The sequence below is a fragment of the Cupriavidus sp. FW305-46 genome, assembly GCF_058787075.1.
On the sequence record NZ_JBYSZI010000028.1, the window covers coordinates 20422 to 38948 of the forward strand.

The window sequence follows — 18527 nt, forward strand, 5'->3', positions numbered from 1 at the left end:
GCCAGGGCCTTGCCATCTCCAACGTTTTCGCCATGTCGTCTTCCGTAGCTTCCCTGCCGGCAGAAACCGGCGCCCTGATGCGAACCTTGCGCGCCGATGGCGTGCGCCTGCGCCTGCTGGACGGGCGCTGGCGCGTGGCCGATGGCTGCGCCGCCAGCGCTGAGGCGCTGGACGCCGCGGCCGCGCTGCTCGCCACGCGCGCCGCCGAGGCCGATGCCTGGCTGGCCGCGCATCCCGGCTATTTCGACCGCTATCCCGCCGGCCCCGGCCAGCTGGCGCTGCTGGCCTTCCATCGCCGCCATCCGCACAGCGCCGCGTACAACATGGTCTTCACGATCGAGCTGGCGCCGGGGCTGCGCTTCGACCTGCTGGAGCAGGCCGCGCGCCATGTAGTGGATTGCCACGAGGCGCTGCACAGCGCCTACCTGGACGAGGACGGCGAGATCGTGATGGCGCGGCCGGCCGGCTTTGAAGCCGAGGTTTCGCTGACGCGCGTCGACGGCCTTGCCGAGGCCGATCTGATGGCCTGGTTCGAGCGCGAAGCGGACGAGCCGTTCGACCCCGACGCGGGCCAGGTCTGCCGCTTCCGCTTCCTGGTCTCGCGCCAGGCCGACGGCACCGATCGCATGTGGATGTGTGCCGGCATGCACCATATCGCCGGCGACTACCTCGGCTTCGAGACGGTTTGCGACCAGATCCTTGCGACCTACGAAGCGCTGCGTGCCAAGGACCCGGCCAGTCCGCCGATGGCGTCGCAGGTGGGCCGCTACCGCGACTGGCTGGTGCGCCAGCGCCAGTTGCTGGCGGGGCCGCGTGGTGCATCGCTGCGCGCCTACTGGGACAGCGTACTCGAGGACGCGCCCGCGGCGCCGGCCCTGGCCGGCGAGCGCGCCGTCGAGCCCCGCCTGCGCGGCGCCGAGATTGAATTCCACCTGACGGCGCAACAGACGCAGGGGCTGCGCGACCTGGCCGCGCGGCTCGAGGTCAGCGTCTTCGTGGTGATGCTGGCGCTGTTCAAGACCGTGCTGCACCGGGCCAGCGGCGAGGACGGCTTCCTCATCGGCACGCCTACGGCCGGACGCTCCGGCGCGCAGCATGCCGACCTGATCGGCTATACGCTCAACGCCGTGCCGTTGCGCGCGGAATTCTCCGCCAACCCGGCCTTTGCCGCGGTGGTGCGCGACTGCGCCCGCCAGATGCGTGGCGCCTTGCGCCACCAGCAATATCCGCTGGTGCGCATGGGCGGCGCGGATCGCACCTCGGGACCCTTGTTCCGGCATATGACGACCTTCGTGCCGGTGGGCCCGCGCAAGGTGCTGGGCCGCTACCTGGTGCGCGAATACCTGGCCACGCAGCGCGGCGCGGCCAACGACATGAACCTGCGCTGGCAGGACGAAGGCGAACGCCTGCGCGGCCAGTGGCGCTACGACGCTGACCGCTTTGCCCCGGAGGCAGTGCTGCGGCTGATTGCGGCGCTGGGGGTTGCGGTGGATGCGGTGCTTGACGATGCGGAAGTGCGTGTCGGCGATCTGTCCTTGTTCGATGTGGCGATGCTTTCGCATGGGCAGGCCAGCGGCGCCGCAACGCAGGCCCACGCCACCGCGCTGGTGGCCTTCGAGGCCGGCGTGCGCGAGCATCCGGAGCGCCTCGCGGTAGACGCTGCCGATGCGCAGTTGTCCTACGGTGCGCTCGACGCTGTCGCCTCCGCGCTCGCTGCGCGATTGCAGCACGGCGGCGCGCGCGCCGGCGACGTGGTCGGCCTGCTGCTGCCGCGCGGCGCCGGCATGGCCGTGGCCATGCTCGCCTCGTGGAAAGCGGGCGCCGCGTTCCTGTGCCTCGACGCAGCCCTGCCCGCCGCGCGGCTGGCACAACTGGCGGCAGATGCGGACCTGAAAGCGGTAGTGGGCGAGGGTGGCCGGCCGCAGTGGCTGGCGGACGCGCTGCCCGCTGCCGGCTGGCATGCCGCCTCCCTGCAAGCCGATGCCGCAACCCGCCCGGCTACATGGCCCGCTGCCGTGCCCGCCCAGCCGGCCTACCTGATCTACACCTCCGGCTCGACCGGCACGCCCAAGGCCGTGGTGGTGACGCAAGGCAACCTTGCGCACTACGCCGCTGGCGTGCTGCACGCGCTGGCCCTGCCGGCGGGATCGTCGATGGCGTCGCTGTCCTCCGTGACCGCGGACCTGGGCCACACCGCCTGGTTCGGCGCGCTGCTGGGCGGCCACACGCTGCGCGTGCTGGACGATGCGCTGGGCGAAGACCCCGAGGCCCTCGCCAGCGCGCTGGCGGCGCGGCCGGTCGATTGCCTGAAGATCGTGCCCTCGCACCTGCGCGCACTGCTGGCCGTCGCCGATCCGGCGCGGCTGGTGCCGCGGCAATGCCTGGTGTTCGGTGGCGAGGCGCTGGATGCGGCGCTGGTGGCGCGCGTGCAGGCGCTGCATCCGGCCTGCCGCGTGGTCAACCACTACGGGCCCACCGAAACCACGGTTGGCTGCCTGACGCACGCGGTGCCATCGGGCGGAGCGCAGGGTGCGATTCCGGTCGGCCGCCCGCTGCCCGGCGTCAGCGCCCACGTGCTGGATCGGCACCTGAATCCCGTGCCGCGCGGCGCGGCAGGCGAGCTCTACGTCGGCGGGGCCGGCGTCGCGAGCGGCTACCTGCGCCGCCCGGCGCTGAGCGCCGAACGCTTCGTGCCGGATCCGTTCCAGCCCGGCGGCCGCCTGTACCGCACCGGCGACCGCGTGCGCATGACTGATGACGGCGCCATCGTCTTCCTCGGCCGTGCCGATGCCCAGGTCAAGATCCGTGGCTTCCGCGTCGAACCCGGCGAAGTCGAAGCCTGGCTGCGCCAGGCGCCGCACGTGCGTGATGCGGTGGTACTGGCGCAGCCCTCGCCCGCAGGCGAAGGGCTGCGGCTGGTCGCCTATCTCGTGCCCGCCGACGGATTCGACCTGGCCGCACTGCGCACCGCCATGGCTGCCGCACTGCCGGCGCCGATGCTGCCGGCGGCCTTCGTGCAGTGCGACGCCTTCGCGCGACTGCGCAACGGGAAGGTCGATCGCAAGGCATTGCCGCCGGTGCCCGATGAAGGCGTCGCGCCCGTCCGCGCTGCACCGCAGGACGAAACCGAGGCGACGTTGGCGCGCCTGTGGGCCAACGTGCTCGGGCGCGATGCCGTCAGCGCCGACGACAACTTCTTCGCCCTCGGCGGCGACTCGATCCTCGGGCTGCAGCTGGTCGCGCAAGCGCGCCAGGCCGGTCTGGCGTTGACCCCCAAGCTGCTGTTCTCCCATCCCACGCCCTCGGCATTGGCCGCCGCGCTGCGCGCATGCGCCGCACCGGCTGACGCAAGCGCTGCCATCGAGCAGACGCTGCGCACGCTCTGGCGCGAGATCCTGCGGCGCGACGAGGTCGACCGCGACGCCGACTTCTTCGCGCTCGGCGGCGATTCCATCCTGGCGCTGCAGATCGTGGCCAAGGCCCGCGCGCAACAACTGATGCTGGCGCCCAGGGACCTGTTCGCGCACCCGACGCTGGCGCGCCTGTCGGCGCATCTCGCCGCGCGCGCGCAACCTGCCGCCGCTCCCGCTGCGACGCCGGCCGTGGCACAGCCATTTGCGCTGAGCGGTTGCGACGCGCCAGCACTGGAGCGCCTGCGCATCGCGCAGGGCGGCATCGAGGATGCCTATCCGCTGTCGCCGCTGCAGGAAGGGCTGCTGTTCCACCACCTGCGCGACGGCGGCAACGGCGCCTATGTCAACCAACTGGTGCTGGAAATCGACGGGCCGCTCGACCCGACGCGCATGGCTGCCGCGTGGCAGGGGCTGCTCGACGCCCATCCGATCCTGCGCACCACCTTTGTCGCGCCAGGCGAAGGCGGTTGCGGCGACCGCGCGCTGCAATGCGTGCATGCCCGCACCACGTTGCCCGTGGCCGTAGAGGACTGGCGCGGCGAGGACAGTCCAGCGCTGGCCGAGCGTCTGGCGGCCTGGTGCCGCGCCGACCGCGCGCGTGGTTTCGACCCGGCTGCGCTGCCGCTGATGCGGCTGGCACTGCTGCGCACCGGCGAGCAGGGATGGTGGCTGGTCTGGAGCCGGCACCACCTGATCGTCGACGGCTGGGGCTCGGTGCAACTGCTCGACGACGCGCTGGCCCGCTACGCCGATCCGGCCCACGCCCCGGCGCCGCGCCGGCCGTACCGCGACTATATCGCCTGGCTTGCCGCGCAGCCCGCGACGGCGCGGCAGGCTTTCTGGCGCGAGGCCTTCGCCGGCCTGCCCGGTCCCACCGTGCTGCCGGGCATCGCGCCGGCGGCCGCGCACACCAATGCGGTGCCGCTGTGCCGCGACCTGGTGCTGCCGGCCGGACTCGACGCCAGCCTGCGCGCGCTGGCGGCCGCGCATCGCGTCACGCTCAATACCGTGATGCAGGCGGCGTGGGGTATCGTGCTGGCGCGCCATTGCGGCAGCGACGATATCGTCTTCGGCGTGACCTCGGCCGGCCGGCCAACGGGCCTCGACGGCGCCGAGCGCATGCTGGGCGTGTTTATCAACACACTGCCGCTGCGTCTGCGTCCGCGCGGCCCGCTGACGGTGACGGACTATCTGCAGGCTACCCAGCAAGCCGGCGTCGCCATGCGCGAGTTCGAACATGCCGCGCTGGCCGAGATCCAGGCGCAGGCCGGTACCGGTGGCGCGCTGTTCGACACGCTGATGGTGTTCCAGAACCTGCCCGACCTGAACGACCGGGCGCGCGAGGTGGCGGGCCTGCGCCTGCGCCAGCACGACAACATCGAGCAGACCCACTACGGCCTGACGCTGGAAGTGATGCCCGATCGTCGCTTCACCGTCCGCTTCACCTGCGATGCCGGCCGCGTTGAGGCGAAACGCCTCGCGCAATGGATGGACGCGTACGCGGCCGCGCTGGCATCGCTGGCCGAGGGCGCGGCGCATGTCGGTGCCGTCGATCTGCTTGACCCGGCCACGCGCACGCGGCTGCAGGCTTGGGGCGCCAGCGATGACACCAGCGTCTCGCAGGCAGCCCTGCACGACGACTACGTACAGCGCGTGGCGCGCCGCGTCGCCGCGCATCCGGAGCGCGTGCTGGCGCGCTGCGGCGACGCCGCACTGACCTACGGCGACTGGTGGCAACGTGCCGGCCGGCTTGCCGGGGGCCTGCGTTCCGCGGGCGTGACGCAGGATGACGTCGTCGCAGTGCTGCTGCCGCGCGGGCTCGACTGGCTGGTCGCGCTGGCCGGAATACTGCGCGCCGGCGCGGCCTGGGTGCCGCTCGACGTCAGCCATCCCCCGGCGCGCTGGCTGCAGGTGCTGGCGCAGACGCGCCCCGCGCAGGTGCTGACGGATGCTGCAGGCGTTGCTGCGATTGCCGAGGCGGGGATCGCAGACGCCCGGACGCTGGCCGCCGTCGAGGCCACCGCTGCGGGATCGACGGCACTGCCGGCATCCTCGCACCCCGCCCAGCTCGCCTACGTGCTGTTCACCTCCGGCTCGACCGGCGTGCCCAAGGGCGCGATGGTCACGCGCGCCGGCATGCTCAACAACATGCTGGCCAAGGTGGTGCCATTGGGGCTGGGCGAGGGCGATGTGATCGCCCAGACCGCGCCGCCGTGCTTCGACATCTCGGTATGGCAGGCGCTCGCCGCGCCGCTGTTCGGCGCGCGCATGGAGATCGTCGCCGACGAGGTGGTGCGCGATCCTTCGGCGCTGACGGCGCTGCTGGCGCAGCGCGGCGTGACGCTGTTCGAACCGGTGCCGTCGCTGCTGCAGGCCATGCTCGACTGCCAGGCCGCCGAGGGCCGCGACGCGCCGCTGCCGGCGCTGCGCTGGGTGCTGCCCACTGGCGAGGCGCTGCCGCCCGCCACCGCGCGCGCCTGGTTCGGGCGCTACCCGGCGGTGCCGCTGATGAACGCCTACGGTCCCGCGGAATGCTCGGACGACGTGGCCTTCCACCCCTTGTCTGCCGATAGGCTGGAGCAGGGCAGCGACACCGTGCCGATCGGCCGTCCCACCGCCAATGCGGTGCTGCAGGTGCTCGATGCCGACGGCAACCTGGCCGCACCCGGCGTGATCGGCGAGATCGCGGTGGCCGGCGCCGGCGTGGGCCGGGGCTACCTGGCCGACCCGCGCCGCACCGCCGCCGCCTTCGTGCCCGATCCGACCGGCGCCCCGGGCAGCCGCCGCTACCTGACCGGCGACCTCGGCCGCTGGCAGGCCGACGGCGTGCTGGAGTACGTGGGTCGCAAGGACTTCCAGGTCAAGCTGCGCGGCTACCGCATCGAGCTGGGCGAGATCGAGGCCGTGCTGGCCGCGCATCCCGCCGTGCGTCAGGCGCTGGTGACGGTGTACCAGGCCGCCGGCAGCGAATGGCTGACGGCCTACTGGCAGCCAGAAGCCGGCGCGGAAGCCGTATTGGAAGCCGAGCTTGCCGCCAGCGTCGCGGCGCGGTTGCCGGCCTACATGGTGCCGGCCGCGTGGGTGCGCATGCCGGTCTGGCCGCTCAACGCCAACGGCAAGATCGACCGCAAGGCGCTGCCCGCGCCGCAGGTGGCAGCCGCCGGCGAGGAGGGCGATCCCCCGGCCAACCCGGTCGAGCAAGCCGTGGCGGAAATCTGGGAGGCACTGCTGCCCGGTGTGCGGGTTGGCCGCGACAGCCATTTCTTCCGTCTCGGCGGCCATTCGCTGATCGCCACCCGCGTGGTGGCGCGCTTGCGCGCCGCCGGCCACGCACAGGCCGCGCTGCGCGATGTGTTCGAAGCCCCGGTGCTGCGCGACTTTGCCGCGCGCCTGGCCACGGCGGCGCCCGCGGCGGCGATCCCCGCGCTGGTGCCCGTGCCTCGCGTTGCGCGCATGCCGGTATCACTGGCGCAGCAACGGCTGTGGCTGGTCGAGCGCCTGCAGGGCAATGCCGGTGCCGCCTACAACATGGCCGGCGCGCTGCGCCTGCGCGGGCCGCTGGATGTCGCCGCGCTGCGCCAGGCCCTGGCCGCCGTGGCCGCTCGCCACGAGGTCCTGCGCACCGCCTATCCCGACGACGACGGCGAGCCGTTCGCCCGCATCGATGTCGCCGCCGGCATCGGCCTGCCAATGGCCGACCTCCAGGCGCTGGCGCCCGAGGCCCGCGACGCGGCGCTGCGCGAAGCCATGCGTGAGCACGCGTCACGACCCTTTGCGCTCGGCGAGGCGCCGCTGTGGCGCGCCACGCTGCTGCGCTGCGCCCCGCAGGAACACGTGCTGCTGGTCGCGATGCACCACCTGGTGTCCGACGGCTGGTCGGTCGGGCTGCTGGTCGACGAGATCACCCACGGCTACCGCCGCGCACTGGCGCCGGACCAGGTCGCACCGCTGCCGCCGCTGGCCTTGCAATACGCCGACTATGCCGCCTGGCAACGCGACTGGCTGCGCGGCGCCGCGCTCGACCAGTTGGCCGCCTACTGGCGCGGCGCGCTCGCCGGCGCGCCGGCGGCACTGGCCTTGCCGGCCGACCGCGCGCGCCCGCCGGTGGCGCGCATGGAAGGCGATGCCGTGGCGCTGCACGTCGACGCCGCGCGCATGGCGCAGGTGCATGCGCTGGCCCGCGCCGAGCAGGTCACGCCGTTTGTCGTGCTGCTGGCCAGCTTCCAGTGCTGGCTGCACCGCGCCACCGGCATGGACGACCTGGTGCTCGGCACCGACGTCGCCGGCCGCCACGACGCGGCGCTGGAGCCGCTGATCGGCTTCTTCGTCAACGTGCTGCCGCTGCGCTCCCGGCGCGTCGCCGGCGCCAGCTTCCGCGACACCCTCGCCGCCTGCCGGCGCGGCGTGCTGGCCGCGTTCGAGCATGACGGCCTGCCGTTCGACCGCATCGTGGAGGCCGCGGGCATGCCGCGCGACCGCAGCCGCAACCCGCTGGTGCAGGCGCTGTTCGTGCTGCAGAACACGCCGGCCGGGCAGTTCGCCATGCCCGGCGTGCAGGCCGAGATGCTGCCGCCGGTGGAGCGCAATTCCAAGTTCGACATGGCGCTGTTCCTCGAGCCCGAGGGCGGGCAGGAAGCCGCGGCGCTGCGCGGCGACTGGGTGTTCGCCACAGCGTTGTTCGAGCGGACCACGGTGGCGCGCTTTGCCAGCGACTGGCTGGCCACGCTGGACGCGCTGCTGCGCGCGCCGGACCAGCCCGTCGGCCACGTCACCGAACTTGTCCCGGGCGCCGCGCGCCCGACCCAACCGAAACCCGAGGAGTCCCGAAACATGGAAACCAGCCAACGCATGGCGGCCAAGCTCGACCAGCTCAAATCGCTGGCGCGGCCGCGCCCGGCCACCCTCGCTCCCGCCACTCCGGTTCCGTCCGCCGCCGACCCGGCCAGCCAGGTGCGGCTGCACCCGCTGCGGGCCGGTGACGTCTTTCCCATCGTGATCGAGCCGGCGGCGCCCGGCCTCGATCCCGTCGCCTGGGCCGCCCGGGCGCGCGGGCTGATCATCGACACCCTGCATAAACACGCGGGCATCGTCTTCCGCGGCTTCGACCTGCCCACGCCGCAGGCCTTCGAGGCCTTTGCCGAAGCGATGCATCCGGGCCTGTACGGCAGCTATGGCGACCTGCCCAAGAAGGAGGGCGGCCGCAACACCTACCGCTCCACGCCGTACCCCGAGCGCCAGATGATCCTGTACCACAACGAAAGCGCGCACCTGGAGCGCTGGCCGCGCAAGCAGTGGTTCTATTGCGAACTGCCCTCCGCCATCGGTGGCGCCACCCCCATCGTCGACTGCCGCGAACTGTTGCGCCGCCTGCCGCCCGCGCTGGCCGCCGAGTTCGCCAGCCGGCAACTTATGTACGTGCGCACCTTCACGCCGCGGCTGGACGTGGACTGGCGCGACTTCTACAAGACCGAGGACCGCGCTGAAGTGGAAGCGCGCTGCCGCGCCGCCGGCATCGACTGCCGCTGGCTGGACGGCGACATCCTGCAGACCCGCACCGTGTGCCCGGCCATCGTCAGCCACCCGGTCACCGGCGAGCGCAGCTTCTTCAACCAGGTGCAGCTGCACCACGTGTCGTGCCTGGAGGAAGACGTGCGTGAAGACCTGCTCGAGATGGTGGGGCTGGAACGCATGCCGCGCCATGTGATGTTCGGCGACGGCACACCGATCCCCGACGAGGCGATGAAGCTGATAGGCGAACTGTACGAGGCCTGCGCCGTGCGCTTCGACTGGCAACGCGGCGACGTGGTGATGCTCGACAACATGCTGGCCGCGCACGCCCGCGACCCCTATGAAGGCCCGCGCAAGATCGTCGTCGCGATGGGCGATATGTTTGACCGCACCCGGCTCGACGGCAATGCCGCCGCGGTGCCGCAGGAGAACGCCGATGCCTGAACTGCAGTCCGCCTGGACCCCGACACCCGAACAACAGGCCACATGGCAGCAATGGCGCGACACGCCGGCGCCGCGCGCGCATGTGGCGCGGATCGCTCTGCACGGGCAGCCCGACCCTGCCGCAGTGGATGCCGCGCTGGCGGCGCTGCGTGTGCGGCACGAATCGCTGCGTACCGCATATATCGACGATGGCAACGAGCTGGTGGCCTGCGTGCCACAGGCGGGCACCAACGGTGCCGCCACGGCCATCGCCGCGCCCGGCGATGCGCCGTCGCTGCCTGCGCTCGACCCGGCCACCGGCGACGTACTGCGCGCCTGCATCAGCCCTCTGCCCGCGGGCGGCGCCACCCTGTGGCTGCTGGTTAGTCCGCTGGCGGCAGACCGCGGCACCGTGCTGAAGCTTGCCGAAAACATGCGCGATGCATTGGATGCGCGGGCACGGATCGATGGCGATGAGGAATTGCCGCTGCAATACGCGCAATACGCCGACTGGCAGCAAGACGCGCGCCTGGGCGAAGACGGCACCGGCAGCGCCGGCCGTGCGTACTGGCAGGCGCAGGCCGCCGGCCTGCCGGCCCCGCTGCGCATCTCCGATGCGCTGGCAGGAAGCGCCGCCGCGCAAGGTAGCGACACCTGGCGCCACACGCTGCATGGCGCGCACCGGCAGGCGCTGGCCGCATCGGCACGACAGTTCGGCACCACGCCTGAGCGCGTGGTGCAGGCGGCCTGGTGGACCGTGCTGGCGCGCCTGTGCGCGCAGCCGGTGTTCAGCGGTGCCTGGCTGCATGATTGCCGCCGCGACTACGACGTGATGGCCGACGCCGCCGGCGTGTTCGTCAAGGCGCTGCCGGTCAGCGTGGCTTGGGACGCGCAGCGCAGCGTGGCCGAGCACTGGCGCGCCTGGCTGCCCGCGCTCGACAGCCACGCCGCGTGGCAGGAAGCCTGGCAGCCCGGGGATGCCGCGCCCCGTATCGGGTTTGCGGTAGCGCCGCTGCCGCCCGCCGGCGTGGCGATGGCCAGCCCGGCATGGCCCGGCTTCGACCTGGTGTGTGAGGCACTCGATGACGGGCAGGGCATGGCGGCGCTCGCGCTGCATGCGCGCGCAGGCGTCCTGCATCCGCGCGTCGCGCAGTGGGTGCTGGCGCATCTGGCGGCACTGATCGGCACATTGCCTGTGGCGCTCGACACGCCGCTGGAATCGCTGTCGTGGCCTGCGGACGATACCTTGCGCGTGCCGCAGTGCTGGACGGGCGAAACGCCCGTGGATGCGGGGCAGACCCTGCTCGCACGCATCGCGCAGCATGCCCGGCAGACGCCGGATGCGCCCGCGCTCGAGGCCGCGGACCTGGTGCTCGACTACGCCGGCCTGCAGCGCACCGTGCAAGGCGCTGCGCAACGGCTGCGCGCGCTCGGCGTGGGCCCCGGCACGCGCGTGGCGCTGGCGCTGCCGCGCAGCGGCGCGCTGGTGGCGAGCCTGCTGACGGTATGGGCCGCGGGCGGCGCCTATGTGCCGCTCGACCCGGCGTGGCCGCAGGCACGCCGCCGCAGCGTGCTGGCGCAGTCGGCGCCGGTGCTGACCATCGCGCAGCAGGCTGCCCACGATGACGCCACGGTGATCTGTGCCGATGCGCTGCTGGCCGAGGCCGCACAGGTTGATGGCGAATTTGCCAGCGCACAGGAAGACGCCGCCTACGTGCTCTTCACCTCCGGCTCCACCGGCGAGCCCAAGGGCGTGGTGGTCGGCCACCGGCAGATCAGCCATTACACCGCGGCGGTGTGCGAGGCGCTGTCGCTGGCGTCGTGCCGGCGGCTCGGCCTGACGTCGTCGGTCGCGGCCGACCTCGGCAACACCACGCTGTTCGCAGCACTGTGGCAGGGGGCGTGCCTGGCGGTGGCCAGCGATGACGACATGGCGCATCCCGCCGCCTTCTCCCGTTACCTGCGTGGACGCGAGGTCGACGCCATCAAGATCGTGCCGTCGCACCTGGCGGCGCTGCTGGAAACGGATGCACCGGCCGTGCCTGCCACCGTGATCCTGGGCGGCGAGCCCTTGCCCGCCAGCCTGGTGCAGGGGCTGCGCCGCCACGCACCGGACTGCCGGATCTTCAACCACTATGGCCCGACCGAAACCACCATCGGCGTCATGGTCCACGCCGTCGGCGCGGAGGATCCGGGATGGCCCGCCGGCACGGCGCCGCTCAGCCGGGCCCTGGGCGCGACGCGCGTGCGGCTGCTGGACGATGCCTTGCGCCCGGTCCCGGCCGGCGTGGCCGGGCAGCTCTACGTCGGCGGTCCGCAACTGGCGCATGGCTACCTCGGCCGCCCGGACCTGGACGCCGCCGCGTTTGTCGGCGACCCGTTCGCGGCAGGGCAGCGCCTCTACTGCACCGGAGACCTGGCGCGCGCCACCCCCGCCGGCCTGCAACTGCTGGGCCGCGCCGACCAGCAGGTCAAGATCCGCGGCATCCGCGTCGAGCCGGCGGAAGTCGAGGCAGCGCTGCTGGCCCAAGCGGCGGTGGCGCAGGCTGCGGTCTGTGCCGCGCCCGGCCCCGGCGGCGCAGCCGTGCTGTGCGCGTTCATCGTGCCGGCATCGGCCGGCTCCGCCGACACGGATGCGCTGCGGCGCGCGCTTGCCGCCATGCTGCCCGACGCCATGGTCCCGTCGCGCTTGATCGCGCTGCCTGCGCTGCCGCGGCTGCCGAACGGCAAGACCGACCGCACGGCGCTGCGCACGCTGGCCGCATCGCCGGACGACATTGCCGCAGCGGCGCCGCAAGCTGCCACGGCATCCGCGGATGCCGTGGAGACCCTGGTCTGCGCGCTGATGGCCGAACTGCTGGAGCAGGAGCGGGTCGACCCGCACGCCGACTTCTTCGCGCTCGGCGGCCATTCGCTGCTGGTGATCAAGCTGGTGGCGCGGCTGCGCCGGCGCCTGCAGGTGGAGATCGCACCGGGCGTGGTGTTCGACCACCCGACCGCCCACGCGCTGGCCGCGGCCGTGCGTGAACACAGCGAGACGGCGGGCGAACTCGACGCGCGCGCGCTCACCGCGCTGAGTGCGGCGCCCCAGGCTGCCGTGGCCGCCTGAGCGCTCCCCGATATCCATTGACCGTGATACCGCTCCCATGTCAGATGCATTGAATACCGCGCACGCGCAGGTCGCCGCGCGCTTTGCCCGGCTGGCGCCAGCGCAGCGCGCGGCGTTCCTGGCCGCGCTGCACGACAAAGGCGTGGCCTTCTCCACGCTGCCGATCGTGCCGGCGCCGCGCAGCGAAGCGCTGCCGCTGTCGTACGCGCAGCACCGCCTGTGGTTCCTGCAGCAGCTCGATCCGGCCGGCACCGCCTATCACATGCCGGGCGCATACCGGCTCGAAGGGGCGCTCGACGTCGCAGCACTGCGCCGTGCGTTCGATCGCATCGGTGCGCGCCATGAGGTGCTGCGCACCACCTATCCAACCGACGCTGCCGGCGTGGCGCGCCAGCAGGTGCACGACAGCCTGCCGCCGCCATTCGTCGAGATGGAAGCCGATACCACCGGCCTGGACACCACCATCGACGGCATTGTCCACGCGCCGTTCGATCTCGCCGCAGGACCGCTGTGGCGCGTCGCGCTGATCCGCGAGAGCGTCCAGTCCCATGTGCTGGTAGTAGTGCTGCACCACATCGTCGCCGACGGCGCCTCGATCGTGCGCCTGGTCGCGGAACTGGCCGCCTGCTACGCCGCCGAAGCTGCCGACATGCAGCCCGAACTGCCACAGCTGCCGGTGCAGTACGCTGACTACGCCGCTTGGCAGCGCAACTGGATGGAAGCCGGCGAAGCCGAGCGCCAGCTCCGCTACTGGCGCGACCGCCTGGGCGATGCGCCCGGCGCCGCACTCGATCTGCCGGCCGACCGGCCACGCCGCGCGGCGCGTACCGGCGCGGGCGCCGAGCACACCTTCGTCATTCCGGCCGACGTGGCCGCGGCGCTGCGCACGCTCGCCGGCGCGCATCAGGCCACGCTCAACATGGCGCTGCTGGCCGCCTATGCGGTCTTGTTGAACCGCTACACCGGACAGGCCGACGTCTGCATCGGCGTGCCGGTGGCCAACCGGCAACGCAGCGAAACCGAGGCGCTGGTCGGCTGCTTCGTCAACATGCAGGTGATGCGCGCCGAGGTGGCGCCAGACGAGCCGTTTGCCGAGCTGCTGTCCCGGCTGGCACGGCAGGCGGCGGCGGACCAGGAGCACCAGGCGCTGCCGTTCGACCTGCTGGTGGAGGCGCTTCAGCCCGGCCGCAGCCTGGCGCAGCCGGCGCTGTTCAACGTCACCTTCGACCATCGCACCGCCGGCGCGGCGGCGGTGCCGCAACTGAAGGGGCTGCGCGTCACGCCGCTGGAATTGCCGGTGACGACCGCGCGTTTCGAACTCAGCCTGGCCACCACCGAGCTGCCCGATGGGAGCCTTTGCGGCCGGATCGCCTATGCCGCCGATCTGTTCGATGCCGCCACCGTGGCGCGCATGGCGGGGCACTATGCGCGCCTGCTGCAGGCGTTCGCCGCCGATCCCGCCACGACACCCGCCGCGGCTGTGTTACTGGGCGACGCCGAGCGCGACGCGCTGGCGCGCTGGAGCGAACCTGGCTGCGTAGCACCACTGTTCGTGCCGGTGCACGCACAGGTGGCGGCCCACGCCCGCCGCGCGCCCGAGGCCCCGGCCGTGCTGTTCGGCGATGCCACGCTCAGCTACGGCGAGTTGGATCGCCAGGCCAACCGGCTCGCGCACCGGCTGATCGCGCAGGGCATTGGCGCCGAGAGCCGCGTCGGCGTGGCGCTGGGCCGTTCGCCGCGCATGATCGTGGCGCTGCTGGCGGTGCTGAAGGCTGGCGGCTGCTTCGTGCCCTTCGATCCCACCTATCCGGCGCGGCGCCTGCTGGACATGCAGGAGGACGCCGCGCCGCAGTTGTTGCTCACCGAGCGCGCGCTGCGCGATGCCTTCCCGGTAGCCGAAGGCATGACAGTGCTGCTGGTCGATGACGACGCCGACGCATCCTTCCTCGAACACGATCCCGAAATTGCCGTACACCCGGCGCAGCTTGCCTACGTCATCTACACCTCCGGCTCGACCGGCAAGCCCAAGGGCGTCGCGGTGGCGCACGGCCCGCTGGCAATGCACGTGGTCACCACCGCCGAGTGCTACGACATCACGGCCGCCAGCCGCGAGCTGCATTTCCTGTCGTTCAGCTTCGACGGCGCGCACGAGCGCTGGATGGTGCCGCTGGCCAGCGGCGCCAGCATCGTGCTGCGCGACGACACGCTGTGGAGCGTGGAGCAGACCTACGCGGCGCTGCGACGCCATGCGGTCACGCACGCGGGCTTTCCGCCGCGCTACCTGCACCAGCTCGCCGCCTGGGCCGAATCGCAGGGCGATCCGCCGCCGTTGTGGCTTTATTCCTTCGGTGGCGAAGCCATGCCCCGCGCGGGCGTGGCCCGCCTGACGCAGGCGCTGCGGCCGCAGCACATCATCAACGGCTATGGCCCGACCGAAACGGTGGTGACACCGCTGGTGTGGAAGGCAAGGGCCGCCGACGCGGAAGCCCAGGTCACCGGCGCCTATGCGCCGATCGGCCGGCCGGTCGGCGCGCGCAGCGCGTACGTGCTGGACAGCCGGCTCGAACCGGTGCCGGTAGGTGTGCCGGGCGAACTCTATCTCGGCGGCGAAGGGCTGGCACGCGGCTACCTGGGCCGGGCGGGCATGACGGCCGACCGCTTCATTCCCGATCCTTTCGGCGCGCCCGGCGGACGGCTCTACCGCACCGGCGACCTGGTGCGCTGGCAGCCCGAAGGCTGCATCGAATACCTCGGCCGGCAGGACCACCAGGTGAAGATCCGCGGCTTCCGCATCGAACTGGGCGAGATCGAGGCGCACCTGTTGGCGCAGCCCGGCGTTCGGCAAGTGGTGGTGCTGCCGCACCAGACGTCCGCCGGCACGCGGCTGGTCGGCTACGTCGTGGCGCAGCAGCGCGCGGTATCGTGCGAGGCCCTGCGCGCGGCGCTCGCGGCGGCCTTGCCCGATTACATGGTGCCGGCCGCGATCCTGCAGCTCGACAGCCTCCCGGTCACGCCCAACGGCAAACTGGACCGGCGCGCGCTGCCGGAACCGCAGTGGCAGGCCGAGACCGCCTACACCGCGCCGGTGTCAGCGGCGGAGCGGATGCTGGCGGCCGTCTGGGCAGACGTGCTCGGCATCGCGCAGGTGGGCCTGCATGACAACTTCTTCTCGCTCGGCGGCGATTCCATCCTGAGCCTGCAGATCGTCGCGCGCGCCCGTTTGCAGGGCTGGCGGCTGACGCCGCGCCAGGTATTCGAGCACCAGACGGTGGCCGCGCTGGCGCGGGTGGCGGAGCGCGTGGGTGGCACGGCGCAGGATGCGGCCAACGATGACGCTGGCGCGGCGCCGCTGACGCCGGTGCAGGCGGCCTTTCTCGGGCAGCCGCTGGCCGAGGCCAGCCGCAACCGCTTCAACCAGTCGGTGCTGCTGCGCCCGCAGTCGGCCATCGACGCACCGGCATTGCAGGCCGCGCTGCAGGACGTCATCGGCCACCATGCCGCACTGCGCTACCACTTCACACGCACCGACGAAGGCTGGCGCCAGCAGGCCGCCGCTGAAGCCCGGGACGCGGTCGCACTGACGGCCATCGACGTGCCGGACGCCGCGGCAATCACCGCTGTCTGCGATGCAGAGCAGGACCGGCTGGACATCGCCCGCGGGCCGCTGCTGCGTGCGCTGCACCTGCGCGTCGCCAATGGCAGCGAGCGGCTGTTCTTGGTCTGCCACCATCTGGTGGTCGACGGCGTGTCCTGGCGCATCGTGCTGGAAGACCTGCAAGCCGCCTACGCCGCACGGCTGGCGGGACAGGTGGCAGCGCTGGCGCCCGTGGGCGCCAGCTATGCCGCATGGAGCCGCACGCTCGCAGGGCCGGCGCGCGACGTGTTCGCGCCCGAGGCCGAATACTGGCGCACCGTCACGCGCGACCAGATGTCATTGCCATGCGATGGTCCGGGCGGTGAACCGGCGCGCCCGCGCACGGCAAGCTTTGCTTTGGACGTGGCCACGACCGACGCCTTGCTGCGGCGGGCGCATGCCGCCTACCGCACCGGCGTCAACGACCTGCTGCTGGCGGGATTCGCGCGCGCGCTGTGCGCCTTTGCTGGCCGCGACGACATCCGCATCCACGTGGAAGGCCACGGCCGCGAAGCCGAGGCGGCCGGCAGCGCGCTCGATCTCAGCCGCACGGTGGGCTGGTTCACCAGCGTCTGGCCGGTCCGGCTGGCGAGCGTTGCGGACGTCGGCGACACCATCGCCGGGGTCAAGGAAGCGCTGCGCGCGGTGCCGCGCCAAGGGCTTGGGTACGGCGTGCTCAGCGCTCTCGCGCCAGCGGCGCTGCCGCCGTGCGCGCCGCAGGTGCTGTTCAACTACCTCGGCCAGTTCGACAGCAGCCTTGGGGAACGCGGCTGGCAGGCCGCCGCGGAGGATACCGGCTGCGGCGTCTCCGACGACATCCCCTTGCCGGCGCCGCTGGCGTTCGATGGCCGGGTCCAGGGCGGCCGCCTGCAGTTCCGCTGCACCTACAGCGGCGCACAGTTCCGCGAGGCCACCATCGAAGCGCTGATGGCGCGCATCGCGCAGTCGCTGCGCGAGGTGGTCGGGCATTGCGTGGCGCAGTCCGTGGCCCGGCTGACGCCCTCCGATGTGCCGGCCAGCGGGCTGTTGCAGCAGCAACTGGATGCGCTCGCGCTGCGTGCCGACGAGATCGAGGACATCTGGCGGCCCACGCCGATGCAGCGCGGCATGATCCGGCACGGCGCGCGGCATCCCGGCTCGCCGGCCTACACCGTGCAGGTGCAGGCCACCATGGACGGGCTCGATGTGGAGCGCATGGTCGCGGCATGGCAGGACGCGGTGCGGCGGCATCCGGTGCTGCGGGCCCGGGTGGCGTGGCTGCAAGCGGGCGCGGGCATGGAGGCCGAGCCGCTGCTGGTGGTGCCCACGCAGGCCACGCTGCCGGTCAGGCACCACGACTGGCGCGAACGCAGCCATCGCCCTGCCGCGGCCGCCGACGATGCCCAATGGCAGGCGCTGTGCGAGGCCGAGTTCCGCGAGGGCTTCGACCTGGGCCAGGCGCCGCTGATGCGGCTGACGCTGGTGCGCATCGGCGACCACAGCTGGCGCTTCCTCTGGACCTGGCATCACCTGCTGCTGGACGGCTGGAGCATGTCGCGCCTGCTGGGCGAGGTGCTGCGCGGCTACGACGGCGAGCAGCCGGCCCAGCCCGCGGTGTCGCTGCGCCGCTACGTGGCGTGGCAGCAGGCGCAGTCGGGCGCCGATCCTGAACAACGCTGGCGCGAGCGTCTGGCGCCGCTGGCACGCCAACCGGTGCGCATCACGCGCGAGGTTGCGCCGGCACAGCGCGGTCAGCAGATCCGCGCGGTGGAACACGTGGTGCAGGCCGATGCGCTGCGCACGCTGGCCGCTTTCGCCAGCCGCCAGCACGTCACCGTCAACACGCTGGTGCAGGCAGCATGGATGCTGGCGCTGCGCCAGGCCACCGGTGCGCGCACGGTGGGGATGGCCGTGGTGGGCTCGGGCCGTTCGGCGGAGCTGCCCGGCATCGAAGACATCATGGGCTTGCTCGCGAGTACCTTGCCGCTGGTGCAGGCGCTGCCCGACTCGCTGCGCGTGGCCGACTGGCTGCCGGCGCTGCAGGCCGACAACCTGGCGCTGCGCGAGACCGAGCATGCGCCGCCGGCGTGGCTGCAGAGCTGGGCGGCCGGCAGCGACGATGCCGCGCACGCGCCGTTCGACACCATGCTGATCTACGAGAACTACCCGGTCGACAGCACGCTGCGGGAAACCCAGCGCGGCGCGCTGCGCTTCAGCGATGTCGATAACCGCGGACAGATGAGCTATCCGGTAACGGCCATCGTGATCCCGCGTGAAACGCTGACGCTGCGCGTGGAGTACGACACGGCGGCGCTCGACGACAGCGCGGCGGAGGAACTGACCCGGCAGTGCGTGGCGATCCTGCTGGCGCTGCCGGCGCTGGCCGGCGCCACGCTGGGCGAAGTGCCGGTGCGCGTCGAGCACGGCAGCGCCAGCGAGCTGGCGGCCTAGGTGCCGACGG

General features: G+C 72.5%; 3 protein-coding genes. All 3 read left to right on the forward strand.

Annotated features, from left to right (window positions below; genetic code table 11):
* Positions 1-77: 77 nt before the first annotated feature.
* The 3 genes from AC3WON_RS15420 to AC3WON_RS15430 are packed head-to-tail and all read left to right on the forward strand — an operon-like array spanning position 78 to position 18517.
* Entirely contained in the window at positions 78-9365 is a 9288-nt protein-coding gene (locus AC3WON_RS15420) for an amino acid adenylation domain-containing protein (RefSeq protein WP_492352176.1), read from the forward strand.
* Positions 9358-12453 carry an amino acid adenylation domain-containing protein gene (locus AC3WON_RS15425; RefSeq protein ID WP_492352177.1) on the forward strand — a complete coding sequence of 1032 codons (3096 nt, stop codon included), beginning with the start codon at positions 9358-9360 and terminating at the stop codon, positions 12451-12453. The genes AC3WON_RS15420 and AC3WON_RS15425 overlap by 8 nt, the downstream gene beginning before the upstream one ends.
* 37 nt (positions 12454-12490) lie before the next feature.
* A complete protein-coding gene (locus tag AC3WON_RS15430; RefSeq protein WP_492352178.1) occupies positions 12491-18517 on the forward strand; it encodes an amino acid adenylation domain-containing protein in 6027 nt (2008 codons plus the stop codon).
* Positions 18518-18527: the final 10 nt, after the last annotated feature.